Annotated in this window: 24 protein-coding genes; 3 read left to right on the forward strand and 21 right to left on the reverse strand. The window is 44.3% G+C overall.

The window, feature by feature from the left end; genetic code table 11:
* Nucleotides 1–151 precede the first annotated feature (151 nt).
* The gene (locus tag BAU14_RS09445; RefSeq protein ID WP_161899836.1) at nucleotides 152–1,075 is read left to right on the forward strand and encodes a WD40/YVTN/BNR-like repeat-containing protein; all 924 of its coding nucleotides are present in this window, start codon (nucleotides 152–154) and stop codon (nucleotides 1,073–1,075) included.
* The gene (locus tag BAU14_RS09450) at nucleotides 1,072–1,947 is read left to right on the forward strand and encodes a hypothetical protein (RefSeq protein ID WP_161899837.1); all 876 of its coding nucleotides are present in this window, start codon (nucleotides 1,072–1,074) and stop codon (nucleotides 1,945–1,947) included. Before BAU14_RS09445 ends, BAU14_RS09450 begins: the two co-directional genes overlap by 4 nt.
* A 108-nt stretch (nucleotides 1,948–2,055) precedes the next feature.
* On the opposite strand, the gene BAU14_RS09455 is transcribed toward BAU14_RS09450, so the two are convergent.
* The 11 genes from BAU14_RS09455 to BAU14_RS09505 form a co-directional block, all read right to left on the reverse strand.
* The gene (locus BAU14_RS09455) at nucleotides 2,056–2,988 is read right to left on the reverse strand and encodes a sce7725 family protein (RefSeq protein WP_161899838.1); all 933 of its coding nucleotides are present in this window, start codon (nucleotides 2,986–2,988) and stop codon (nucleotides 2,056–2,058) included.
* Nucleotides 2,985–3,665: a hypothetical protein gene (locus BAU14_RS09460; RefSeq protein WP_161899839.1), complete on the reverse strand. Its 681-nt coding sequence runs from the start codon at nucleotides 3,663–3,665 to the stop codon at nucleotides 2,985–2,987. Before BAU14_RS09460 ends, BAU14_RS09455 begins: the two co-directional genes overlap by 4 nt.
* Before the next feature lie 179 nt (nucleotides 3,666–3,844).
* Nucleotides 3,845–4,189, reverse strand: coding sequence for a hypothetical protein (locus tag BAU14_RS09465; protein WP_161899840.1), 345 nt, complete (start codon nucleotides 4,187–4,189; stop codon nucleotides 3,845–3,847).
* A gap of 163 nt (nucleotides 4,190–4,352) precedes the next feature.
* Nucleotides 4,353–4,730 (reverse strand): HIT family protein, encoded by a 378-nt coding sequence (locus BAU14_RS09470; RefSeq protein ID WP_161899841.1) that lies wholly within the window; start codon nucleotides 4,728–4,730, stop codon nucleotides 4,353–4,355.
* A gap of 148 nt (nucleotides 4,731–4,878) precedes the next feature.
* Nucleotides 4,879–5,916 (reverse strand): Gfo/Idh/MocA family protein, encoded by a 1,038-nt coding sequence (locus BAU14_RS09475; protein ID WP_161899842.1) that lies wholly within the window; start codon nucleotides 5,914–5,916, stop codon nucleotides 4,879–4,881.
* Between the two features lie 44 nt (nucleotides 5,917–5,960).
* The gene (locus BAU14_RS09480) at nucleotides 5,961–6,929 is read right to left on the reverse strand and encodes a sugar phosphate isomerase/epimerase family protein (RefSeq protein WP_161899843.1); all 969 of its coding nucleotides are present in this window, start codon (nucleotides 6,927–6,929) and stop codon (nucleotides 5,961–5,963) included.
* Nucleotides 6,930–7,008: 79 nt separating this feature from the next.
* Nucleotides 7,009–7,719, reverse strand: coding sequence for a ThuA domain-containing protein (locus BAU14_RS09485; protein ID WP_161899844.1), 711 nt, complete (start codon nucleotides 7,717–7,719; stop codon nucleotides 7,009–7,011).
* Entirely contained in the window at nucleotides 7,716–8,471 is a 756-nt protein-coding gene (locus BAU14_RS09490) for a sugar phosphate isomerase/epimerase family protein (protein WP_237580436.1), read from the reverse strand. The genes BAU14_RS09485 and BAU14_RS09490 overlap by 4 nt, the downstream gene beginning before the upstream one ends.
* Before the next feature lie 67 nt (nucleotides 8,472–8,538).
* Nucleotides 8,539–9,618, reverse strand: a complete 1,080-nt coding sequence (locus tag BAU14_RS09495) for a Gfo/Idh/MocA family protein (protein ID WP_161899845.1) — start codon at nucleotides 9,616–9,618, stop codon at nucleotides 8,539–8,541.
* 351 nt (nucleotides 9,619–9,969) lie between these two features.
* On the reverse strand, nucleotides 9,970–10,839 hold the full coding sequence (locus BAU14_RS09500) for an AraC family transcriptional regulator (protein WP_161899846.1): 870 nt from the start codon (nucleotides 10,837–10,839) through the stop codon (nucleotides 9,970–9,972).
* Nucleotides 10,840–10,842: 3 nt separating this feature from the next.
* Entirely contained in the window at nucleotides 10,843–11,502 is a 660-nt protein-coding gene (locus tag BAU14_RS09505; protein ID WP_237580437.1) for an endonuclease III domain-containing protein, read from the reverse strand.
* A 149-nt stretch (nucleotides 11,503–11,651) separates the two neighbouring features.
* Between BAU14_RS09505 and BAU14_RS09510 the strand changes: the two genes are divergently transcribed.
* Complete coding sequence (locus BAU14_RS09510; protein ID WP_161899848.1) at nucleotides 11,652–12,287, forward strand: SOS response-associated peptidase; 636 nt, start codon at nucleotides 11,652–11,654, stop codon at nucleotides 12,285–12,287.
* Between the two features lie 403 nt (nucleotides 12,288–12,690).
* Here the strand turns inward: BAU14_RS09510 and BAU14_RS09515 are convergent, their stop codons facing one another.
* The 10 genes from BAU14_RS09515 to BAU14_RS09560 all read right to left on the reverse strand — a co-directional run bounded on the left by BAU14_RS09515 (nucleotide 12,691) and on the right by BAU14_RS09560 (nucleotide 22,824).
* Nucleotides 12,691–14,043, reverse strand: coding sequence for a TrkH family potassium uptake protein (locus BAU14_RS09515; RefSeq protein ID WP_161899849.1), 1,353 nt, complete (start codon nucleotides 14,041–14,043; stop codon nucleotides 12,691–12,693).
* A gap of 140 nt (nucleotides 14,044–14,183) precedes the next feature.
* A complete protein-coding gene (locus BAU14_RS09520) occupies nucleotides 14,184–14,816 on the reverse strand; it encodes a V-type ATP synthase subunit D (RefSeq protein WP_161899850.1) in 633 nt (210 codons plus the stop codon).
* 3 nt (nucleotides 14,817–14,819) lie between these two features.
* Entirely contained in the window at nucleotides 14,820–16,199 is a 1,380-nt protein-coding gene (locus BAU14_RS09525; RefSeq protein ID WP_161899851.1) for a V-type ATP synthase subunit B, read from the reverse strand.
* A complete protein-coding gene (locus BAU14_RS09530; RefSeq protein ID WP_161899852.1) occupies nucleotides 16,192–17,973 on the reverse strand; it encodes a V-type ATP synthase subunit A in 1,782 nt (593 codons plus the stop codon). Before BAU14_RS09530 ends, BAU14_RS09525 begins: the two co-directional genes overlap by 8 nt.
* Nucleotides 17,974–18,100: 127 nt before the next feature.
* A complete protein-coding gene (locus tag BAU14_RS09535) occupies nucleotides 18,101–18,412 on the reverse strand; it encodes a V-type ATP synthase subunit F (protein WP_161899853.1) in 312 nt (103 codons plus the stop codon).
* Entirely contained in the window at nucleotides 18,402–19,397 is a 996-nt protein-coding gene (locus BAU14_RS09540) for a V-type ATPase subunit (RefSeq protein ID WP_161899854.1), read from the reverse strand. The genes BAU14_RS09535 and BAU14_RS09540 overlap by 11 nt, the downstream gene beginning before the upstream one ends.
* A 15-nt stretch (nucleotides 19,398–19,412) precedes the next feature.
* On the reverse strand, nucleotides 19,413–20,000 hold the full coding sequence (locus BAU14_RS09545) for a hypothetical protein (protein ID WP_161899855.1): 588 nt from the start codon (nucleotides 19,998–20,000) through the stop codon (nucleotides 19,413–19,415).
* Between the two features lie 73 nt (nucleotides 20,001–20,073).
* On the reverse strand, nucleotides 20,074–20,541 hold the full coding sequence (locus BAU14_RS09550) for a V-type ATP synthase subunit K (protein WP_161899856.1): 468 nt from the start codon (nucleotides 20,539–20,541) through the stop codon (nucleotides 20,074–20,076).
* The gene (locus tag BAU14_RS09555) at nucleotides 20,541–22,514 is read right to left on the reverse strand and encodes a V-type ATP synthase subunit I (protein WP_161899857.1); all 1,974 of its coding nucleotides are present in this window, start codon (nucleotides 22,512–22,514) and stop codon (nucleotides 20,541–20,543) included. The genes BAU14_RS09550 and BAU14_RS09555 overlap by 1 nt, the downstream gene beginning before the upstream one ends.
* The gene (locus BAU14_RS09560; protein ID WP_161899858.1) at nucleotides 22,504–22,824 is read right to left on the reverse strand and encodes a hypothetical protein; all 321 of its coding nucleotides are present in this window, start codon (nucleotides 22,822–22,824) and stop codon (nucleotides 22,504–22,506) included. Before BAU14_RS09560 ends, BAU14_RS09555 begins: the two co-directional genes overlap by 11 nt.
* Nucleotides 22,825–22,939: the final 115 nt, after the last annotated feature.

A 22,939-nucleotide genomic window follows, 5' to 3' on the forward strand; every position in this document is an offset into this window, starting at 1 on the left:
TCGTCAAATAAATACTATCTAGCTGCGAAAAACATTGAATTTTTATTATTCCATCGTTACATTGGACAGTAGCAACCGGCAGAAAAGCTATAAAAAAGGTTTTTCTCTTTTTTGGTAATCGTAATTCGTCGGGACAACAAGGAGATATAAAATGGCACATCCGTTAAGAAGTATTTTATTTGGCGGGCTAATAGTTGCAACTGTAGCGATCAGCGGCTGGTATATTTGGACCAATATGACCGACACTCAGCATGTTGCAACGGTCCAAACAGCCGTTCACGGTGCTGGACCTGCAACTGAAACACCGCAAGCAGCCGCAGCTGATAAGAAGTATGACTATAGTTTCAAAAACAAGAAGATGTTTGTTACTTACGATAAAGGGACACAATGGCAACAAGTCCCCGCAGAGATGGAGGAATTTTTTGGTGGAGAATATGAAACTGCTGCCCAAAACCAATTACTTGCTGACAGTTTTAAAATCACTCCGGAAAAAACCGGGTTTTTAATCGTAAAAAGTGACACGACGCTTTCTTGGCTGGAGAGCACAGACGCAGGGAAAAAATGGCAGGAATATCCGATACTCTCTCCTACAGCCGGCGTTCGCTTCCGTAAAATCCAATTTTTTGACAATGGCTTTGTGGCAGTATTTGCTTCTGGCGGTCGTGTCATGAGTCAAGAAGGCTGTAGTGTTGCTGTTAGTCATGATGACGGTCACACTTGGCAGAAGATGGCTGCTGACGGTTTGGAGCTTGGTTCTTTGGTAACAGCAGCGACCTTTGTGGATGAAAATCAAGCTTTTGTCAGTCGCAAAACACAACTGCTGGTTTCTAAGGATGGCGGTCAACATTTTTCAGAAGCAAAGCTAAATGTTCCTGAACAATATGAAAAAATCTTTCTTTGGCCGGAAGCTCCTACAAAAGAAGCAGATGGCACCCTCTCTGTCTTGGTGAACCAAGGAGATCTCGGAGACTATCGTGGCGGTCAGGTAAAGGGGCGATTTGAATCAAAAGACGGTGGCTATACTTTTGATTTTGTGGCAGAAGTCGAACAACAAACGGAGGTGGTCCCAGGATGAAAAAAACAGTAAAAATTTTCGCTAACATATGTACCCTCCTCGCTGTACTGCTATTACTTGCCCAAGGATGTTATTTGTTCGTTGCTCATCGTTACGACATTCACTATATCTACGACAGCCTGTTTTTTGTTATCAACTGCTTCATTCTGTTGTTTGCTTTTTTAGGATTTGTTCCGTATGTGAAAACCAAACGTCCACTTATCGTATTGGCAGGTTTTCTGCTAATTTTTCAAGGGAGTGTCTTGTTTGTGGGAATGGATCACCAAGTCGTCGCTTCTTCCAGCCCGAAAGAAACCAATACCTTCATGTTAAGAATTGACAAGCGCACAGGCTTTGCTGCTTACCAACGAAATCTCTATTACCAATGGCCGCAGGTGCAAGCTTTTCTGCCTAAGCCGACTCTCAATAATGGGTACTTGACTTTCTCAACCGATGCGGAGCAACTGGCGTATCCGGTAGGTTCAGCTTATAAGATTGATTGGCCGACTGAAGAGATGGCAGTCTTTAGCTACCAGACACAAGACGGCGGGAATGCCCAATTTATTCGTTCTTACAGTGCAGATGCCGCGTACCCTGTAGAAACCGGTCTTTCACCGGCAATCATTGGCAACTGGCAATCAACTGATGGCAACTCCCAGCTGAAAGCCCAGGGAAATCCTTACTTACTGACAATCGGTGACCAAGAGCTCACTTTGAATCCTAGCTATCAAATCAGCTTTTCTCAATTTGCTTCCGTTTATACAGATGCGCAAGGCAATGCCCTCTGTGCACTGATCTTGAATAGCTCAAAAGATAAATTGACGATCATCCCAGCCGATCCAAAACAAGCAGATAAGAGCGACACGCTAAATCGGCTGACAGACCCTTTATAAATAAGACAAAAAACGAACTGACGAATCCCCACACTAAAGGGGACAGTCAGTTCGTTTTTTGTTGCACTAAGGGAGTATGGGCACGCGCACCTTGAGAATTAGGCTGCGTCAAGAGCTGCTCTTGTTCTCCAGCAATCGGCTGATTGTTTCTAAATGATGCATGATGGAAGCTTTTCGCAAAATTCCCATCCCCGGAAAGCGCTCTTCTTGATAAGCTGTGAGCAAAAGTTGCAAACCTTGCGTGATTGGGACTGCTTCTCTAAAAGAGCCAGTCTCAGAAAGAAAAAAGTGTTGTGTTTCAGCCATCATCAGCAAAAACTTGTCTTTTTGTGTTCGTTGCAAATCTTCTGGGTCTGGCGGTGAGACAAAGTGACGCATCCACACCGTCTCGTTCGTATCAAGATAGCTCAGGTGCAAACTCAAATCTCTATCCGGGTATCCTTGTTCATAATAAATCCGACTATCTGTCAAAAAATCACTGAAGTCAGTGTCCCCTCTTCCACTATTGATCCGAAACACCTCCGGGGGGGCTTCTCGATAGTAGCTGTTTCGTGGTAAGCGAAGAAAAGGATCGTGGGAAAGAATCAATTTTTGCGAAGTCTTCAATAACCGCAAGATGCGAAATTCCGGTACTGCTAAAAAACACCCCTGCTGGATAGCTTCCGGATCCGACTCTTTCAATGGCGCTGCTGATTCAGCAATCCATAGTATCGGTGATTTTTCGTGATCATTATTGCTTAAAACTTCCTGACTAGTGATGGCCTCAGTTACGATGTGGCTGCGATGCCCAGTTGCAAGAAGAGCTAGCTCCGCGAGGCCGTCGGTTGTCAAAAAATCGCCAGCTCGCGGGTTGTCAATCAGATAAAAAGGATGCGCCTTGTCTTCTAATAGCGCCAAGGTCTGAAAAAGAGTCTTTGATTTTTTTACCGGTTCAATCACCGGGATGACGTTTTTTGATAAATGACCGGCTTTGACCAGTTCTTTTAATGCCAATAAGTCAAATTGCTTTCCCCGTAAATAGGGATAATAATGGGGGCTCATAGGTCCTGCTCCGATGTCGCTTTACTTTCAGAAAGCTCTTGGTAGGCTTCTTTTAAAGCCTCTAATTCTTCTTTTAAAGCTTCGACTGCTTTCTCCTGGGTCTCGGCAATAAAACGGTCATAGTAGTTGATCCCACCGCCGTACAGGTCATACTCGGGCTGCCGCCGCTTCAATTCCTTGTACAATTGGTCGGTACTGAAAACCCGCACCCCACGCTCTGTTTGTTTGGCTTTGCCAACTTCGCGGGCTTGGGCAGTAATCAGACGATAGATCAGATCTTGCTGATTTACCTGTAGATCTTGACGATGGGCCTTTTTCTCGGAGACCAAGTAACCCGGCGTGCTGTGATTGTCTGGATCAGCATAGCTATGATAGGTAAAGACACCGACCTCTGCCGGAATTTCTGAAATCACTTGCTGATAAAGAGCTGCTGGCAAGACAAAGTAATTGTAGTGACCTACAAATGACAGCTTGGCATGGGAACGAAAATCACTTTTGGTCACTTTCAGCTCAAAACAGCGCCATTCAAAGGTTCGATCCGGTAAAATCCGTAAACTTAACGTGTCAACGATTCCCAAATCGTTGGGCATTCCCACTTCTTCTACGACAGCCTCCCCTTTTTCCCGGCAGTAAGCATACAAAGTTTCTTCCAGTTGCATCGTTAACGGTGTCTTCATGAGTCTCTCCTATCGCCTTTACTCTTATGGCCAAAATTTATGTACATCATTCAAAAGCTGAGCAAGTCACTTTTTACAGCTTTCGACTAGACAGTAAACAACCGTCTCTTCGCAGAAACGGCTGTTGTACTGCTTATTATCTATAATAGAACAAACATTCGCATCTGGCTAGATGCTGCTTAACGACTTAACAAATATTGAATATCTGCCAACAGCCCTGGAAGATCTTTTTGGTCTTCCAGCAGCAGAGTCAACGTTTCAGTTGGTGTCTGCAAAGTAATTGCCTCCTCTGCTTCAAAGACTTGCACTTGCTCTTTTTTTAATAGAACTTTGGAAAAGTCATCCAGTGAGACATTTGGAGTCACCACATACACCCTTTGATCAGAGATAAAGACAAAGCGCTGATCGGTGGTTTCCTGCATGACAAAATTCATCAGTTCCTCTTCTGTCATAATCTCATCTGCATAAGCTTGTAGCAGTAAAAACTGCTGGGGTTTGGTGAAGAGCGTAAAAAAATCAGCCATGATTCGTTTCCTTCTTTCTGATTTGCTGATAAAGACGTGTCCGGTTCCGGTATTCTTCTCTATGGTGCCACAATTTCCATAAAAAAGCGAAAATCTCGTAAGGCAGAGATGAAAAGCAGTGGAGACAAGGCTGTTTTACTTCTCCAACGATGGCAGTTTCAGGTCAATCAGAAAAGCAGTCATTCATTTTCTTTGGCACTGCGCCTCGTATTCCTCCTTTGGGATGTGCTGTATCGCCGAAATAGCGGGGAATTAGGTGGCAGTGGCAATGAAAGATTGTTTGACCGGCTACTTCTCCACAGTTAAACCCAATATTGTAGCCTTCTGGATGATAGGTTGTCTCTAAAAGTGCCTTTCCTTTGATTAGCAGGTCATCGATTGCTAATTTTTCTTCGACACTGAGAGCAAAATAATCAATTTTGTGAGCTTTTGGGATAATCAGCAAGTGTCCTGAGGTGACTGGGTTGGTATCATAAAAGCCCAGTGCCAATTCATTTTCTAAAATTGGTGTCAGTTCAGATGAACAAAAGGGACAGTTCATTATTGTAACCAGCTCCTTTCTATATTCATAGATCTAATCCGAGACGCTTAAATGTCAAAGTTATTGAAGATGTCTATCACAAGCCGGCTGCTAAAAGAGGACTCCCTAAGCAGCTTCCCAGCTGTTCAACGGAGTCCTATCTTAACGATTATTTACGACCTTCAACGATTTCAAAAATATGATCGATTAATTCCATCACTTTCAAAACCTGTTCGTTTTTCACTATCGGCTGAGCACCTGTTGTCACTACATCAAAGAAGTTTTGATAGAAGCTTTGAGAAAGGTTGCTCCCTTGTGGCAGAGGTAACGTTTCGGTGGCTTCTTCAGAAGGAGGTGCCATTGTTTTGGTCAGTCCCACACCCGCTTGAATCGGTGTCGGTGCCGCAACATCTGCATTGGTGGCAACTACCATTTTACCGGAAAGATCCCAATCGGTAATCTCAGCAGTCCCCTTTGTCCCTTTGAGGTACCAGCGCGGCAATTTGATATAATTGGAAGTTCCTACTTCGGTAATCACCCGCAGTCCGTTTTCAAAAGTCAGATAGGTGATATAGCCATCATCACATTCTTCGCCCAGAATATAGCTAAAGTCAGCAGTAACCGATTGTAATGGGCTGTCTACCAACCACATGATTTGATCCAAAAGGTGGATGCCCCAGTCTAAAAGCATACCGCCGCCGTGTTGTTTCAAACGGCGCCAGTCTCCGGGAATTCCGTTTGCCCCGTGAACACGAGACTCAATTTGGAACAAGTCGCCAATTTCACCAGATTCCCACAGTTCTTTGACAATCAAAAAGTCCGGGTCCCAGCGCCGATTTTGATGAACCATAAAAATTCTGCCGGTTTTCTCAGCGACTGCCATAATCTCACGCAATTCAGCAGCATTCATTGCAACCGGTTTTTCGCAAACTACGTGTTTCCCTGCCTCCAAAGCAGCAATTGCAATTTCTTTGTGGCTATCATTAGGGGTTGCAATCAAGACACAATCAATAGACGGATCAGAAAGCAATGCTGAGCGATCTTGGTAGGCTTTCAACCCTTTTTGAGTTGCTAATGTCCGACGATCGTCTTTAATATCATAAATGCCGACAATCTCAAACAGATCCTTTTCAGTAGGCAGGAGGTGCTCCAGATGATATGAACCCATCCCACCGTAGCCGATAGCTGCCAATTTCAGTTTATTCATAGTTGTTCACTCGATTTCTTAATAGATTTTATTGCTGGTATATTCTATGCCCACCACATACCAGAAGGTTGCTCTTGAATCATAACAGAACGCAAATTCGTGATTGCCCGGTTCAGGCCTTCATCCACTGACATGATCGGATCCTCGTGTTCGATACTCAGTACATAGTCGTAACCGTAAATCCGCAAGGCACTGATAATATCAGACCAAACTTTCAAATCGTGGCCGCAACCTACCGAACGGAAAGTCCATGCACGGGTTTTCACGTTGTCGTATGGTTGCATATCTGTCAACCCATGCATGTTGATATTGTCTTGATCCAGGTACGTATCCTTGGCATGGAAATGATGAATAGCACCGGCTTCTCCTAAAATCTTAACTGCTGCAACCGGATCAATTCCTTGCCACCATAAATGACTAGGATCCAGATTACAACCTATGGCCTTGCCGGCTGCATCGCGCAGCTTCAACATGGTGTAAGGGGTGTGGGCCAAAAAGCCCCCGTGAAGTTCAATCCCGATTTTGACACCAGCAGCCTCTGCCTCGGTATTAATCTGCTTCCAATAAGGAATCAGTTTTTGCTCCCATTGATAGTTGTAATTGTCTTCGTACTCTGTTGGCCAAGGCAATGTAGGCCAGTTTACCTGAGTATCTGTCGGATTGCCGCCGGAGATGCCGGAAAAACCATTGACCACTGGTACATTCATCAAGCTGGCTAATTTGATGGTCTTTTTAAGCAGTTCATCGGCTTCTTTGGCTGTTTCCACTATCGGTGAAATAGGATTATTGTGACAGCTAAGAGCAGAAATTTCCAACCCTTTGTCCGCTAATTTGGCTAAATACTCTTTACGTGCGTCAGAAGAAGCCAGTAGTTCATCAATTTTCAAATGGGCATCTCCGGGGGAACCACCAGTGCCGATTTCCACAGTTTGCAGTCCTTTACTTGCTACCATCGCAATCATTTCTTCAAATGACAGTTGATTAAATAAAGGGGTAAATACACCTAATTTCATAATTTGAGACTCCTTTTTTGTTTGTCGTTAAGCTTTCCGCTTTGTCTTTCATGAGGAAATCAAGAACATCGCTGAAAAATTAATCTTCAAGGGCTTTGAAATGACCGTAATAAGGTCGGCTGTTTTCAGTTGCTTTCGCCCAGTTAACTGCATTGACGATCACTCGCTGTACTTTGTCGTTGTAATAGCTGTTGTAGGTCTCGTGACCAGGTTGGAAGTAAAAGATCTTGCCGTTGCCTCGGCGGAAGGTACAGCCGCTGCGGAAAACTTCACCGCCTGGAAACCAGCTGACGAAGACCAGCTCGTCTGGTGCTGGAATATCAAAGTGTTCCCCGTACATTTCTTCTTTTTCCAAGTCAATATACTCACCGATACCTGCAGCAATTGGATGGCTGGGATTGACTGTCCAGATACGAGCGTGGGAATTGTCTTCCCGCCATTTTAAATCACAGCTGGTCCCCATCAATTTTTTAAAGATTTTGGAGAAATGACCGGAATGAAGCACGATTAGTCCCATGCCTTTCAGTACCCGCTGCTGAACGCGTTCAACAATTTCATCAGCTACTTCATCGTGGGCCATATGTCCCCACCAAATCAATACATCTGTCTTTTCCAAAACGCTCTCTGTCAGTCCGTGTTCCGGCTCATCCAATGTGGCAGTCGTCGTATCAAAGCCAGCTTCAGCCAAAAATTTTGCCAATTGACCATGAATACCTTCTGGATACATGGCCTGTACTTCGGCATCCGTCTTTTCATGTCGAAACTCATTCCATATTGTTACTTTAGTCATGCGTATACCTCGTCTCTTAATGCTGTCAGATTCTGACAATCAATTTTTGCAGCTTCCAAAGGCAAATAGTCTTGGAAAGCCTCTTGTTCAATAATCAACCACGGTAGCTGCTGATCTTTGGCAAAAGTCAGATAATCCTTCATTGGCAAAATTCCATGACCAATCTCAGTACTTTCACGACGATCTGCAGTCAAATCCTTGAAGTGAAGCAAACCGATTTTTGTTTCATGATCCTTGAGCCACTCAGCGACAGTCACTCCGGCTTGCGCCAACCAGTACAAGTCCACTTCCAACTTCACATAAGACGTGTGAGCCGTCATGTAGTGCAAAAGATCCACACCTGCTACTTGCTGGAATTCATGGGCATGGTTGTGATAATAAAAGCTAAATCCGTTTTCTTGTAGCGTTTTACCGATTTCGTCTAGCTTCACAAATGCTGCTTTCCATTGTGCATAGTCTTCAAAACTCAACCAGGGACAAACGATGCGGGAATTACCAATCGTTTTTTCAAAAGCCATTACCCCAGTTAAATCTTCAGTTAGCTTTTCAAAGGGAATATGACTGGCAGCAGCTTCCAGCTCATTTGCCACTAGCAGCTCACGAACCTCATGGGCACTCAACTCATTGTAGCCGGCAAACTCGACACCATCGTAGCCGCTTTCTTTTACCTTCTTCAAAGTACCGGCAAAATCAGCAGCAAGATCTTCTTTGATCGACCATAGTTGCAAGGCAATTTTGGGTTTGGACATCATTAAACTTCCTCCTCTTCACTTTTAGCAGGACAGGCACATGTTTTGCGCCTGTCCCGAGTGAGATTGGCTATTTGTTAAAAAATACCGGTTGATTGGTTTTTGATGATTCGTAGATTGCTTCTAGAATCTGAGTCACAACAATTGCTTCTTCTGGTTTTACTACCAGTTCTTTGTCATTGATGATGGCATCGATCCACATTTGCGCTTCAACGTGAGCAGGATCTGATCCGGCTCCGTCATAAAAGTCAACGCCACCTGTTTCCAGCTCGATATCATTGGCGTACAGCAGGCTGCGTTTTTCACCGTTCAATGTCAAGCCATTGTTCATATCGGCACCGCCTTTGTTCCCACAAAGGGTGGTTTTGGCTTCTTTGACATCTAAGCTGTTCAAAGCCCAGCTGGATTCCAAGAAGATGCTGGCACCATTTTCCATAACAATGTATCCAAATGCAGAATCTTCAACTGTAAACTTCTCAGGATCCCAAGGGCCCCAAGCATTCGCTGCATTTTTTGTATCTGCCAACTCACGGTAAGCTTTTCCTACGACGTATTTTGGCTTGTAGTTGTTCATCATCCACAAGGTCAAATCCAGCGCATGGGTGCCGATATCGATCAATGGGCCGCCACCTTGTGCTTCTTCATCCAAAAAGACTCCCCAAGTTGGGACTGCACGACGTCTGATTGCGTGGGCTTTTGCGAAATAGATGTCTCCCAATTCGCCATCTTGACAAGCTTCATGAAGGTACATGGAATCTGTCCGATAACGATTTTGGTAGCCAATGGTCAATTTTTTGCCGGTACGTTTTGCCGCATCAATCATGGCTTGCGCTTCTTCAGTGGTTTTGGCCATCGGTTTTTCACACATTACATGACAGTCAGCTTCCAAAGCCGCAATAGTAATTGGGCTATGGGAAGAATTTGGCGTACAAACATGGATAACATCCAGTTCTTCATTTGCCAGCATTTCCTTGTAGTCTGTATAAACTGCCGCTTCAGCAGCACCAAACTCGACAGCGGCTTTTTCCGCCCGTTCTTCGATCAAATCACAAAATGCCACCATTTCTGCATCTTTCACTGTTTTCAATGCCGGCATATGCTTGCCATTGGCGATTCCGCCACACCCGATAATTCCAATTTTCAATGTCATAAAATAACCTCCTGAGATTTCATTTCAAAATACAAGGGTTTGATACATAGTAGAAATCTTTTAATCATCCAGTCAAAACTGCCGTCTGATCCTCACCGTATATCTCAGTAAAACTTGTCATTTTGAAACGTTCGTTTTCGTTTTTATGCGCTTGTCATCATGACTTTCACTTAAGATGAAATCCGTTGTGGAAACGCTTTTTCTTTTTGATACCCTTATTATAGTCAGGGGTCCAAAGAAATTCTTCCCAGATAAATCACCATTATTCCCGAATATTGCGCAAGTAAAAAAACAAAGCCTTTCGAATCCATAAAAGATGGAAGAAAGAGGCTTTGCTTTTTTTTAGTGTGTTTAGCTGTTGAGAACTGTTTTTTGATATTTCAATGGTGAAAGGCCTACGTTGTCTTTGAACACATGGTGGAATGTTTTGACACTGGCAAATCCAGCTTTTTCAGCTACCTCCACCATAGGAATTTTCTCATTGGCTAAGATGAACTTCGCTTGATTGATCCGATAATCTGTCAAAAATTGAGTAAAGGTCTGACCGGTATTCTTTTTAAAGAAGCGGGTAAAATAGTACGGTGAAAAACCGACTGCATTTGCGGCATCCTCCAGTGTCAAGCTCTCCTGGTAGTGATTTTCTACCAGATCAAAGACGAGATTCAATTGATCGAGTGTCTCTTGATACTTCACTGCTGCCGGTTGAGTCACAGTAATGGCTTCCCTTTTTTGCGGCAGCTCGCGATAAAAATCAGCGATAAGAAGATGCAATAAAGCAGTGATGCGATATTTATCCCCCAGGCTGTCTTCTTCAACTGCCTGGTAAAGCTCCAGCAATAGCCGAGTAATCTTTCGAGAGAAGGCTGCCGGCCAATTACGGCTCAAAGGCTCCCCTTTTTCAAATAAATCAAATAGACTGCATTCACCTGTCTGGCGCAAATTGACTTCATCGAACATCATCAAATCAAATTGAAAAACATACCGTTCACTATCCGGAGAAGCCAAAAAATAGTGAGGAACACCGCTTGAGAAAAAATAGGTCTCCCCTTCTGCCAATTCAATCAGCGATTCGCCCACCCCGATATTCACTTTCCCTTTTTTGGTGTGGATGATTTCAATTTCTTTATGGAAATGGGGATAGGTGATTGCCAAGCCGTCGTTTAAAAAGGAACGAAAGGGAAATTCTTTCTCCATATGTGTGATTTCCAGGTACTTGCTCATCCACTAGTCCTCCAGTTCTATTTGAAAATCTTTTAAAAAGCTGTCAAAAAACCGATCACCGCCTCGCAGCCAAAGTTTTCCGAATTCATCAATCTGACCGTGAAAATCCTGTGCTTCTGCCAGACTGAATGCTGCCATTTGAGCTTGTGGTAATTTTCTTGCCAAACTTTGATAAGTGGGATAACTGGTCCTTGGCGCCAATTTTTCAAACAGGCGACGAGCGTAGGTGTCGCTGACAAAAACCGGCTGATCAAAGACATACAACAGCAATACATCGGCTGTCTCCTGGCCGATTCCATGAAGAGACAACAATTCATCTCTCAGCTCATTGTTCAGAGTGTCCGCCGCTGTCAAATACTCAAAATTCCATTTTTGCAACCAGCGCAACAACTCATAAATTCCGCGACTCTTATTCCGATAAAAACCACTGGGACGGATTGCCTCCATGATAGTATCCTGATCTAATGAAGCCAGCTTAGTGGGAGAAAAAGCCGTCAGCTGCTTTAGATTTTCTAAAGAATAAGCCGCATTTTGCCAATTTGTATTTTGCACGAGGACCGCACCTAAGAGAATCTCTTCTTTACTGTCAGCGGGCCACCAGCCCGAGGGTCCTTGCTCGGCTAGCAACACCTCGTATAATTGCTTTAGGCTTTTGATTATCAATTTAAAACACCTCGATTCATTATACGGTGAAAACCTGTTAAAATGAAGGGGCATTTGGGAACCCGAGAGGAGTGGGACTCGACAATTGGTAAAAGAGTGCCAGCTGCGTTTGCTGCCCGATTGTATTTGTTAACAAAGGAGGCTACACCATGTGCGGACGCTATCTGTTGGATTTATTGGATCCTCAGTGTGAAGAATTACTGAAAGCTTATCAACTGATTTTAAAAAATGATGATCCAACCCCTTCCGAAAAAAGACCCTCAGAAGGAGTTTTGACCTATGCTGTTGGCGCAGATGGCCAATTTCGTTTGGCAGTGACTCGCTGGGGCTTTTCAAGAAAAGACTCCAAGCAATTATTGATCAATGCCCGCAGCGAAACGTTGTTGGAAAAGCCGACTTTCAATCCACACTTTTCTGCCCATCGCTGTGTTTTTCCTATGACCGGCTTTTATGAATGGGATGAAAAAAAGCAGCGCTACCTGTTTTCAGCGACAGATGGCAAATTACTCTTTGCAGCTGGCTTGTATCGTCCAACTGAGGATCAGATTGAATCGGTAATTTTGACGACAGCTCCCAATCAGCTGGTGGCCCCTATCCACGATCGGATGCCTTTGTTATTATCTGCAGAAGAAGTCCGAACGTGGCTGACAGATTCCAAAAAAGCTCGCCAGCTCCTTACCAAAACAGATCAGACTTCTTTAAAAAAAGTGGCCCTTAAAGAAAGCAAAGAAACAGCTGCAAAAGATCTCTATATTCAGCCGGATTTCTTTGACGGAGTTTTTTAACGAAGCCTAATCTTCGTCACTTAAAGGAAATGTGACAAAAGTAATTTTCAAGTGCTAAACAGTAGATGTTTAACCACAATTAGTAAAAATATACGGATGAGAAAAATTTGTGACCCTTTTTTATGTCCTAGTTCGAAGAGAGAACATACCCATATGTGTAAAGAGAAAAATGAATGATGCTGACTTTCCATGATGAAATCCAGGAAAGTCTGTGTTTGAAATTTTTAGCAATGAAAAGCCGATTAGCTTCCATTAAAATCATTGGAAGCTAATCGGCTTTTGGGGTCTCACGTTTAGTATTGTTCGGTTCATAGGAGGTGACTTAACTACTATTATCACAGCCCCTTATTTGTATCACAGGCTTCTCAATCGGCCCTCACTAGTCATAGCAGGCGCATTTAACTCAGCCAATCATGACGGATTCTTCCGGATATTTGAAATTGGATGTTTGCTGAGATTTTTTAATCAGTGAGAAAACGACGGTCATGATTCCTACTCGGCCGATAAACATCATTAAAATAATCACGATTTTACCGACAATCGACAAATATGGCGTGATGCCCATCGTCAGGCCCACCGTTCCAAACGCAGAGACGACTTCAAAGGCGATATACTCTAAGCCCAACTGATCAACATTCGGTATCTTTTCTGTAACAGATAGAATCATTGTGGCCAAGATGCACAGGGTCAAGGTTATAAAGAAAAGAGTCAAGGCACGATTAACTGCCGTATCACGAATTGTCCGATCGCCAAATTCAGCATGTTCTCTGCCTTTGAAAATACTCTTCACCTTCAAAATCAATACACCAAACGTAGTCGTCTTCAAGCCCCCCGCTGTCGAGCCAGAAGTCCCACCAATGAACATCAACACCATTGTCAAGATCAAACCGGCATGGGTCATTTGAAAATAATCAATAGAATAATACCCGGCAGTCCGCGGCGTCACCGCCATAAACAGCGTATTGAACAGGCGGTCCACAAAACTATCACTTTCCACAAGGGACGTACCAAAGCTTTCGGTCACCACAAATCCCAGCGTGCCGAATAACAGCAGACAACCAGTTGTCACCAATGCAATTTTGGAGTGTAGGCTCATGCGGCGCTTCTTTTTCAATCCCATCAGGTCATACCACACTAAAAATCCAAGACCACCAGCGACAATCAATGCCATCACGATAGCCAAGACCCAAGGATTTTGTTGGAAGCCGACCATGCTGTCACCAAACAAATCAAAACCCGCATTACAAAAACTTGAAATTGCATGGAAGAAGCTAAACCACAATCCTTTCGACCAACCATAACGAGGAACAAAATCGATGGCAAAACACACCATCCCGATAAACTGGATCAAAAAGGCTGTCTTTAAGATATACCGCATCAAGCCCACTTCCCCACTAGTCTCCATATTTAGAGAATCTCGCAGTATCATTCGAGTACTTAGACTGATTTTTTTTCGGGAAATAAAGTAAAACATCACTGGAATCGACATAAATCCCAAACCGCCGATCTCAATCAAAATGATAATTACCAACTGCCCAAAAATATTCCAATGTTCGGCAGTATTTAGCGTTGTCAGCCCTGTCACACAGGTTGCAGAAGTGGTCGTGAACAATGCATCAATAAATGGCGTCCACTCCCCACTTTGGCTAGAAATCGGCAGCATTAATAAAAAAGCCCCCGCCAAGATCAATGCTGCAAAGCCGAAAGTGATTAACTGGGGAACGTTCAAATCAAAGCGGCTGTATCGTTTTTTCATGTCTTACTCCTTATCACAACAGGTTTTGTTATTCATCATAGCGAAGGGGTGAAAAAGAAGCAAGTAAAAATCGAAAATCCCGATAAAGCCAAACGCCCACCGGCAATCCTTGCATCATCGGTGGGCGCTTGTTCACATCATCAGGAACGATTCATATTTTTCACTTTGATCATTCGCGTGACTTCCGCCCGCTCATTTTCTTCCAGCTTCATCTTGATATAATAAATCGTCTCTTCCAATTCTGGAATCGTCATGTACTCCAGCGCATTGACACGACGACGGGTCTTTTCAATCTCACCCGCCATCAATTGACAGGTTTTTTCGATTTCTGTCAGTTCTAAAAGCTGCGGCAGCACATTTGTGAAACGATCAATCGAATTGTCCAGGGGAACATTTGAGTTCAGGTAGCCATATTCGATAGGTGTTTCTACCAAGGACTCGTCATAGCGAAAATTCATCACTGGAACTTCCACGCTCATGATGTTTTTTTGATCTAACTCCAGCTCGACTCGGGCTGCCGGTAAAATAAACAGCTCTTCGATAAAAGCAGAATTCAAGGTGGCACTGGCCAGACGAAACGCTCGCATCGCCCGTTCCATCATTGTTTCCACTTCTTTTCGCATCTGGTTATTCTTTTTGACCAATAAAATAAATTGACGCATCAATTCATCTTGCTTGTCTTTTAACAGCTTGTGTCCCCGTTTGGCGGTCTTCAACTGCTTTTGCAGTCGTGCCAATTCCATTCGGGTCGGATTGACATTCAGTTTCGCCATCGACTACACCTTCTTATCCGGCAAGTATTCATCAATCATTTCGTCTTTGATTCGTTTCAATTCAGTCCGTGGCAGGATGTCCAATAATTTCCATCCCAAATCCAGCGTCTCAAAAATATCACGATTGGTCGTATAGCCTTGATCGATATATTCCGCTTCAAAACGCTCCGCGAACTTCGCATAGATTTTGTCGACTTCCGACAAGGCAGAATCCCCTAAAACTACCGCCAGTTCTTTGGCTTGTTTTCCCTGGGCATAGGCCGAGAACAGTTGGTTCATGGTGGCAGCATGATCTTTTCGAGTCTTACCAGCGCCTGTCCCCTTGTCTTTCAGACGAGACAAAGAAGGCAAGACATCGATTGGTGGCTTAATCCCGCTCTTGTAGAGTTCCCGGGACAAAATAATCTGTCCTTCAGTGATATAACCTGTCAAATCCGGGATTGGATGGGTTTTATCATCTTCTGGCATGGTCAAGATTGGAATCTGAGTAACTGAGCCTTTCAAGCCTTTAATCCGACCTGCACGTTCATACAACGTAGCCAAGTTGGTATAGAGATAGCCTGGATAACCACGACGACCAGGAACTTCTCTGCGGGCGGCAGAGATTTCCCGCAAGGCTTCGCAGTAATTGGTCATATCCGTCATAATAACCAGTACGTGCATCCCTTTTTCATAGGCCAGGTATTCAGCGGCTGTCAATGCCATACGAGGCGTTGCAATCCGTTCGATGGCAGGGTCATTGGCTAAGTTCATAAAGACGACTGATCGATCGATAGCTCCGGTTTTACGGAAGTCTTCCATGAAGTATTCCGCTTCTTCAAAGGTAATCCCGATACCGGCAAATACCACCGCAAAATCGTCATCAGCATTCAAGACAGTCGCCTGTCGGGCAATCTGCGCCGCCAATTCTTTATGGGGAAGACCTGAACCGGAGAAGACCGGCAGTTTTTGGCCCCGCACCAGTGTGTTCAAGTGGTCAATAGAACTGATACCGGTTTGAATAAACTCATCGGGATAGTCCCGTGCCATCGGGTTGATAACTTCGCCGTTAATATCCAGCATTTTTTCTGCCAAAATCTCTGGCCCGTTATCCTTAGGGCGTCCCAAACCGTCAAAAACCCGCCCAATCATATCTTCAGATACACCCAATTCCAGAGGATGACCCAAAAAGCGCACCGCTGAGTCCCGCAAATTAATACCGGCAGTTCCTTCAAAAATCTGGACAAGCGCTTTGTCTTCTTGAATCTCTAAGACCTGACCTTTTCGCAATTCACCGTTTTGAAGTCGAACTTCAATCAACTCTTCGTATTTCACTCCGGAAACTTTATCAACAGCCATCAGAGGGCCTACGACTTCGCCGATTGTTTTGTATTCCTTAATCATTGGTCATGCCCCCTTTTTGAATAATGTTTTTGATGGTGGTTTTAATTTCTTGTTCTAATGCATGGATGGCCGCTAATTGATCTTCCGGAACGTACTTCATCCGAGCGATTTTATCCCGCAGTGCAGTGGTTCCTTGCATGATTTCACTCAAGTAAGAACCCAAATCCAGTGCCCGAGTTGCTTCTTTGCCAAATGTCAGAATGTTACTGAGCATTTGAAACTGCTTCTCTCGAGAGGTGAAGGTATCCACATCATCAAAAGCGTTTTGCTGCAGGTAGTCTTCCCGAATGGACTTAGTGACTTCCAAAAGCATTTGGTCTTTTTCTGATAAGGAATCAATTCCCACCAGACGCACGATTTCCTGCAATTCTGATTCCTTTTGCAACATTCGCATCGCTTCAGTCACCAGATCAGACCAATCCACTTGCAGTTGCTGATCAAGGTATTGACCGACTTCTGTGGAATATAGCGAATAGCTTTGCAGCCAGTCGATTGAAGGAAAATGCCGTTGTTGTGCCAAGGTAGAATCCAAGCCCCAGAACACTTTCACGACCCGCAGCGTATTTTGGGTAACCGGCTCTGAGATATCCCCACCAGAAGGAGAGACAGCTGAAATGGCTGTGATACTTCCTCCGCGGCCTTCCTGACCCAGCGCGATTACTTTACCTGCTCGTTCATAATACTCTGCCAGACGAGAACCCAAGTAAGCAGGATAGCCTTCATCCCCGGGCATCTCTTCCAAACGGCCTGACATTTCCCGCAAGGCTTCTGCCCAGCGAGAAGTGGAATCTGCCATGATGGCAACAGAATAGCCCATATCACGGAAATATTCCGCAATCGTAATCCCAGTATAGATGGAAGCTTCCCGAGCTGCTACCGGCATATTGGAGGTATTGGCAATGAGGATGGTTCTTTCCATCAACGACTCGCCAGTATTAGGATCAATTAGTTCTGGAAATTCGTTCATAACATCGGTCATCTCGTTTCCGCGTTCTCCGCAGCCAACGTAAACGACCAAATCAACATCGGCCCATTTGGCAATCTGATGCTGCACAACAGTTTTGCCGGCACCAAAAGGACCAGGAACAGCTGCCGCGCCGCCTTTTGTAACGGGGAAAAACGTATCAATAACCCGTTGTCCGGTAATCATTGGGGCATCAGGGTTAAGCTTTTCTTTTACCGGACGGGGCCGACGTACCGGCCATTTTTGTAACATAGTAAAAGACTTGTCTCCATCAGCCGTTGTTACCGTATAGACGGATTCATCGATAGTGAAAGCGCCAGATTCAATGGCCTTGATGGTTCCGCTGATACCATTTGGTACCATGATTTTATGTTGAATAATTTTTGTTTCCTGTACGACTCCCACGATATCACCGGCACTCACTTGGGCACCGACAGCTGCGGTTGCTTCAAAATGCCATTTTTTTTCATGATTTAACGCAGGCAGCTGCACGCCTCTTGCCAAAAAATTACTCTGTGTTTGCTTGATAAATTGATCCAATGGTCGTTGGATGCCGTCGAACATTTGAGAAATAATCCCTGGTGCCAGTTCCACTGACAAGGCTTCCCCTGTCGAACGAACCGGTTCTCCGGGACCGATACCGGCAGTTTCTTCGTAGACCTGAATAGATGCGACGTCTCCTCGCATTTCGATGATCTCACCGATGACTCCCAGATCGCCCACATAACAAATATCTTGAATGCTGGCGTGTCCCATATTTTCAGCCATTACCAATGGACCTGAAACTTTTATGATATTTCCGATTTCCACGTTTTCAGCTCCTTACCGAATGTGTTGAGGAAAATGCAAAGGAGTTGCCGTGCGCCTTGTCTCTTCTGCACTTTCTTAATTGTCAGGAACCGTCTGATTTCAAATTCTAAACAAACAGTCCTCTTGTTTATAAAATATTCTGCCCAACTGCTTTTTCGACATTCTCTTGAATCGCCGACAAGCCGATGCCCAGCGTGCCGTCATGATTTGGAATCAAAACAACAGCCGGCAAGGATTGACCATTGAAGCGTTCAATCTCTTCTTTAATGGTCGCAGCACAGGCCTCGGTAATATAGATCACTCCATACTCCTCTGAGGCCAATTTTCGCAGGGCAGCTTTTGCTTCACTTCCTTCATCGGCAAAGCAAACGGTAAACCCAAACAGTTTGAAAGGCAACACCGATTCTTTATCGCCAATGACACCAATTTTATACGTCATAGGTCATCCGCATCCTTTCTTGCAACTGTTCTTTCGTAAAACCGGCTCGCTTACCAACCAGAATGAGACGCAGGTTTTTGATTTCGATATCTTTGGCATTCAAAAATGCTAATAGCGGTAAAGGCCCGAAAGCTGTGGTACGCGCCTGCTCATACATTCTGGTTAAATAATTGTCTTTGATTACATCTAAACCGGCGAAGTCGATTTTTTCGCCGTCAAATACTGGCAGCAGTAGATCGCCATAAGCCGATTCAAGAATAAACGTCGTTAAGTCTGACAAACTTTGCTCAGCAAAAGACATCCACTGACTTTTTTCGATACTACCTGAGCTGGATAAGACCGTGGACATAAAGCCTTGGCTGCGACCTTGCGCAACGCAACGCAATGCAGTAGTCAAATTGGTCAAATCAATAAAGGCAATGATTTCCTCCAATAATTCTGGATAGCCCAATGTTTCTCCCAAACGCCGTTGTTCTTTCAAGTAATGGCGATCGTAAATAACATCAATCCCTTGCAGAATATGGGACTCTTCCATATATTCTTTGACCCTTCCGATACTGTATAGAATGCTTTCTGGCAACACGCTGGAGATGCCTGTTTCCACTGCATGCTTCAACTCATCCATAGTAAACATCCCGTCTGGCAGATACAGATGGTCGTAGTTTTCTTTCACATAGTAGGCTTTCGTAAAAACCTTTAAATTATGAAGGGTGTAGCGCATCGTATAAACCCATACTAAATTACGATCCGGTGCTGCTGCCGCCAGCTCTTCAAAGGTAGTCAACAGCTCTTGATTTAAAGATTTTTCAAAGTCTTTTTGAAAGTTTGCATCAAGATATTGATGATAGACAGTCGGCATCAAGATTCCTTCGATCTTTTTAAAGTCCTCGGCGGCAATCAGCTGTTGAAAGACTTCTGGTGCCAGCAATTCGTTTTCTTTCAAGCGGATCAGAGGATTCAATTGATGGTACATCTGTTTAGCCATAACAAGCTCTCCTCCTTATCCGAACAGCTTTTGTGTCATTTCACTGCCGGTTGTACTTCGCAGTTCTTTTAAAAGATCTCGATATAAAAAATTGTATTGAATCCCGGCAACATCAATCACAAACCCTTCCCCAGTACCTTCTAATGGCTTTCCCAGAAAAAGAGTATAGGCAAGCGTTTCGTTGACTTCATCGACAAAGTCAGTGGTGAGGGCTGCTACTGCATTTGAGCCAGCCGGCAATAACTGAGCATGGTCACTGATTGGCAATTTTTTCAAACTGGCCTCAGCAAAGGCGCGAATCGTTTCTTGGTTCCAAGCGGCCATTTGCTCATAGGCCTCTTCAAACAAACGATCTAAATAGCTTTGTTTTTCCACCAGTGATTCTTGTCTGATCTCCATTTGCTGGCGGGACTGCTGCTGTTTATATTTCTGTTCCAGATCTCGTGATTGTTTCCCCAACTGCTGGATATGTGTCTCATTGATTTTTTTGACTTCAGCTTCATACCACTCATCAATAGCGGCTGTCTCCCGAGCTTGGAAATCTCCCCGCTCTTGTTTAGCTTGGTCATCGATCTCCTCTATAATCTTTTGGATAGCATCCATCAACGTTCCTCCTTTCGCGACCTTCCTGGCATTTTAAACACAGGTAACGCGTATCTTTTTACAGGCGCAATCGTCAGATTTGGCCCAACAACAAGAAGGAAATAACAAAACCTAAGATGGCGTACATTTCCACCATAACTGCATACATCACGCCTTTAAAGAAGTGTTCTGGTTTTTTCGCCAGAATTTGGATACCGGCAGAAGCGACCTTCCCTTGGGCAATCCCTGAAAACAGGCCAGTAAACGCAACAGGTGTCGCAGCCATCAGATATTCCAAACCTTTGATTGCTGTCATATCTCCGGATAATGACCCGTAAATCATAAATGCGATAACAAAGCCGTACAACCCTTGAGTACCCGGAAGCAATTGCAGGATCAAAGCCTGTCCGAATTTTTCTGGTTGGCTGGTGGTGAGTGCTGCCGCAGCTTCACCTGTCATCCCTACCCCTTTTGAAGATCCGATTCCTGAAAAGATGGTGGCTACTGCCATCCCGCAAATCGCAAAAAACATCCCGCCATTTTCGATCAAAAACTTAGTCATTACTCTTTTCCTCCATTTTCATCAGTAAAATTCATATATTTTTCCGCCGGCTTCAACGGTTTAAAGGCTCTGCCGCCGCCGGAGTAAAACTTGCCAAAAAACTCTACATACTGCAGTCGTGCCGCATGAACATAGGCACTCAACAAAGACAGGAAAATGTTTAGTCCCTGTAAAATGATAATCAGCACAATTCCAGCTGTAAATCGAGCGGCTGGTGGCATATATCCCACCAGCATATTAAATGCTGCCGCAATACTCCCGCCGGAAATTCCCAGTGCCATCAAACGACTATAGCTGACAAAATCGCCGATATAGCTCGTGATACCATAAAGATCATACAATCCCATGAAAAAGCCGCCTACTTTGGATTCCGCTGACAAAGTAGAGGTCACCAACACAGCCAATGCGCAGAGGATGGCTAAAAGCGCCCCCAGTAGCGTAACTGTATCCGATTTAACCACCAATGCGCCAGCTGCTGCAATCAAGATTCCAGCCAAAATTCCTTGCCAAGAAAAACCTTGATTGATAGCTGTCAGATAGTCTTTTTTCTTCCAGTTCTCTTTTCCTGCTAAAAACAAACCAGTAAAGATTTGGATCCCACCGAAAACCATGGACAACCCGAAAATCGCCATGAAATCCTTGGAAGGACTCAACAGATAAAACGGCATTTCGACACCAAAACAACTACCATAGATCAGTCCCCAAGCGATTGTTGAGACTGAAAGATACTGAAACAGCTTCATGAAACGTTGTGTTCCTTTTGGAAGGACCATCGCTTTTAACGCAGCAGTAGTGACTACCAGCATCAGCAGCCCATAACCAAAGTCTGCCACCATCATTCCAAAAAACACCAAGTAAAATGGCATCATCCACGGCGTCGGATCGATTTCATCGTACCGAGGAATGCTGTACATTTCTGTCAGCATTTCAAATGGTGCGACCAATTTCCCGTTTTCCAGCTTAGTAGGTGCTTTGTTTTCCGCAATTTCCTCAGGTGTGGGGTCAGCGAAAGATAAATAGACTTGATTGTCTGAAAATACTTCCGCCAAGCGCTTCTCCAAAGAAGGAATGTCTTTTTCAGCAATCCAACCGCGAATGACTGCCAAATAGCGGGATTCAACAATCCCGGCTTTTGCCGCTTGTCGTTCTCCGCGAGTCAAGAGAACTTCTTCAGCTTTTTGCAAATCGGCCACCAAGCTCTTTTTAGCGCCAATCTCAGCAGCGAGTTTTTTTCGTTCTGTCGCCAGAATAGCCAGGTTTTCTTTGGCTTCTTTCAAAATCAGCTTAGGTTCACCACGATAAGGTGGGGTCTCAATTCGACCACCAAAATCTTGCAACAGGCGATGCACTTGATCACCGGCACTTCTTAAAAAGATCAATGCAAAAGCTGTTTCTTTCTCCTTAGTGGCAATGAACTCCAAATAAAGTGCGGTTAGGCCTCTGACCTTTTCAGAAAAAGCTTCCCATTGTTCGTTAGGAACGGTGCCCAACAGATAGCCGCTGGTCTTCAGACGGCTTTCTTCACTGCTAATGTCAAGGTTTTGCCAATCAGTGGCCCAGTCTTCTTGCTCTTGAAACTGTCGCGTTGCACTAAGGTTTGCCTCCCAACGATTTTTCAAGTCATCAATCTGATAAAGTTCTGACTCTAACTGCCGCTGGTCAAAACTTTGTTCAAAGACTGCCAAATTGGTATTGCCCCGCTTCAATTCCGTGATTTTCTCTTTGGCAGAACCGTGATCCCTGACAAAGCGAATCGTTTCTTGAATATGACGGACTTCGTTTTCAAGTGCAGTCAGGTCGGTCTCCTGCTCTTTGGCATCTGAGAAGTAAGTAGCCAGCCACTCGTAATTGTCCTCGTCTTCAAAGATATTTTCCACTTCTACCTGTTGAAGTTCTTGGGCCAGCCGCAAAATTTCTTCTTCTGCTGTCTTTTGGCAAATGATTGACAGCTTTTTCATTCGTTTAACTGCCATATGTGCCTTTCACCCTTTCGATGATTTCTGCTACGATGGCTTCGTGGCGTTTATCATAGTTTTCTTGAAAAGCCGATTGATCTTTGTCAGCTTCTGTTAGAAGTGCTTCCCGCTCAGTTTTCAAATCAAAGCTAAAGGCAGCTTCTTTTTCTTGGAGAGCTTGTACTCGTTCGGCTTTCAAAGTTTCTGTCAGTGACGCGACAGCCTGCTCTTTTTCCTGCCGATAATTTATCATTTGCTTTTCAAGCTCTTTTTGTGCATCCTCGTTGGCTGCTTCTGCTTGCGCAATCCGTTCCAGTGCTTCTTTCATTCTCTATCCCTCCTTTAAGGTTTATGCCTCGGCTATAGACCGATTTTTTCGGAGCTTTTTCAAAAATACTAATAAAAAAACGCACTCCGAAGACGAAGTACGTTTCAAAATCAAA

The organism is Candidatus Enterococcus leclercqii (genome assembly GCF_009933135.1).
Taxonomy (GTDB): Bacteria; Bacillota; Bacilli; order Lactobacillales; family Enterococcaceae; genus Enterococcus_C; species Enterococcus_C leclercqii.

What these genes read in the sequence shown, in the direction of transcription:
- BAU14_RS09470 (WP_161899841.1), bottom strand. Translation starts at nt 4,730, where the DNA reads ATGAACTGTCCCTTTTGTTCATCTGAACTGACACCAATTTTAGAAAAT.
- BAU14_RS09490 (WP_237580436.1), bottom strand. Translation starts at nt 8,471, where the DNA reads ATGATGTCCAAACCCAAAATTGCCTTGCAACTATGGTCGATCAAAGAA.
- BAU14_RS09510 (WP_161899848.1), top strand. Translation starts at nt 11,652, where the DNA reads ATGTGCGGACGCTATCTGTTGGATTTATTGGATCCTCAGTGTGAAGAA.
- BAU14_RS09520 (WP_161899850.1), bottom strand. Translation starts at nt 14,816, where the DNA reads ATGGCGAAACTGAATGTCAATCCGACCCGAATGGAATTGGCACGACTG.
- BAU14_RS09460 (WP_161899839.1), bottom strand. Translation starts at nt 3,665, where the DNA reads ATGAAGACACCGTTAACGATGCAACTGGAAGAAACTTTGTATGCTTAC.
- BAU14_RS09525 (WP_161899851.1), bottom strand. Translation starts at nt 16,199, where the DNA reads ATGATTAAGGAATACAAAACAATCGGCGAAGTCGTAGGCCCTCTGATG.
- BAU14_RS09535 (WP_161899853.1), bottom strand. Translation starts at nt 18,412, where the DNA reads ATGACGTATAAAATTGGTGTCATTGGCGATAAAGAATCGGTGTTGCCT.
- BAU14_RS09555 (WP_161899857.1), bottom strand. Translation starts at nt 22,514, where the DNA reads ATGGCAGTTAAACGAATGAAAAAGCTGTCAATCATTTGCCAAAAGACA.
- BAU14_RS09455 (WP_161899838.1), bottom strand. Translation starts at nt 2,988, where the DNA reads ATGAGCCCCCATTATTATCCCTATTTACGGGGAAAGCAATTTGACTTA.
- BAU14_RS09495 (WP_161899845.1), bottom strand. Translation starts at nt 9,618, where the DNA reads ATGACATTGAAAATTGGAATTATCGGGTGTGGCGGAATCGCCAATGGC.
- BAU14_RS09485 (WP_161899844.1), bottom strand. Translation starts at nt 7,719, where the DNA reads ATGACTAAAGTAACAATATGGAATGAGTTTCGACATGAAAAGACGGAT.
- BAU14_RS09465 (WP_161899840.1), bottom strand. Translation starts at nt 4,189, where the DNA reads ATGGCTGATTTTTTTACGCTCTTCACCAAACCCCAGCAGTTTTTACTG.
- BAU14_RS09445 (WP_161899836.1), top strand. Translation starts at nt 152, where the DNA reads ATGGCACATCCGTTAAGAAGTATTTTATTTGGCGGGCTAATAGTTGCA.
- BAU14_RS09560 (WP_161899858.1), bottom strand. Translation starts at nt 22,824, where the DNA reads ATGAAAGAAGCACTGGAACGGATTGCGCAAGCAGAAGCAGCCAACGAG.
- BAU14_RS09545 (WP_161899855.1), bottom strand. Translation starts at nt 20,000, where the DNA reads ATGGATGCTATCCAAAAGATTATAGAGGAGATCGATGACCAAGCTAAA.
- BAU14_RS09475 (WP_161899842.1), bottom strand. Translation starts at nt 5,916, where the DNA reads ATGAATAAACTGAAATTGGCAGCTATCGGCTACGGTGGGATGGGTTCA.
- BAU14_RS09540 (WP_161899854.1), bottom strand. Translation starts at nt 19,397, where the DNA reads ATGGCTAAACAGATGTACCATCAATTGAATCCTCTGATCCGCTTGAAA.
- BAU14_RS09515 (WP_161899849.1), bottom strand. Translation starts at nt 14,043, where the DNA reads ATGAAAAAACGATACAGCCGCTTTGATTTGAACGTTCCCCAGTTAATC.
- BAU14_RS09550 (WP_161899856.1), bottom strand. Translation starts at nt 20,541, where the DNA reads ATGACTAAGTTTTTGATCGAAAATGGCGGGATGTTTTTTGCGATTTGC.
- BAU14_RS09480 (WP_161899843.1), bottom strand. Translation starts at nt 6,929, where the DNA reads ATGAAATTAGGTGTATTTACCCCTTTATTTAATCAACTGTCATTTGAA.
- BAU14_RS09500 (WP_161899846.1), bottom strand. Translation starts at nt 10,839, where the DNA reads ATGAGCAAGTACCTGGAAATCACACATATGGAGAAAGAATTTCCCTTT.
- BAU14_RS09450 (WP_161899837.1), top strand. Translation starts at nt 1,072, where the DNA reads ATGAAAAAAACAGTAAAAATTTTCGCTAACATATGTACCCTCCTCGCT.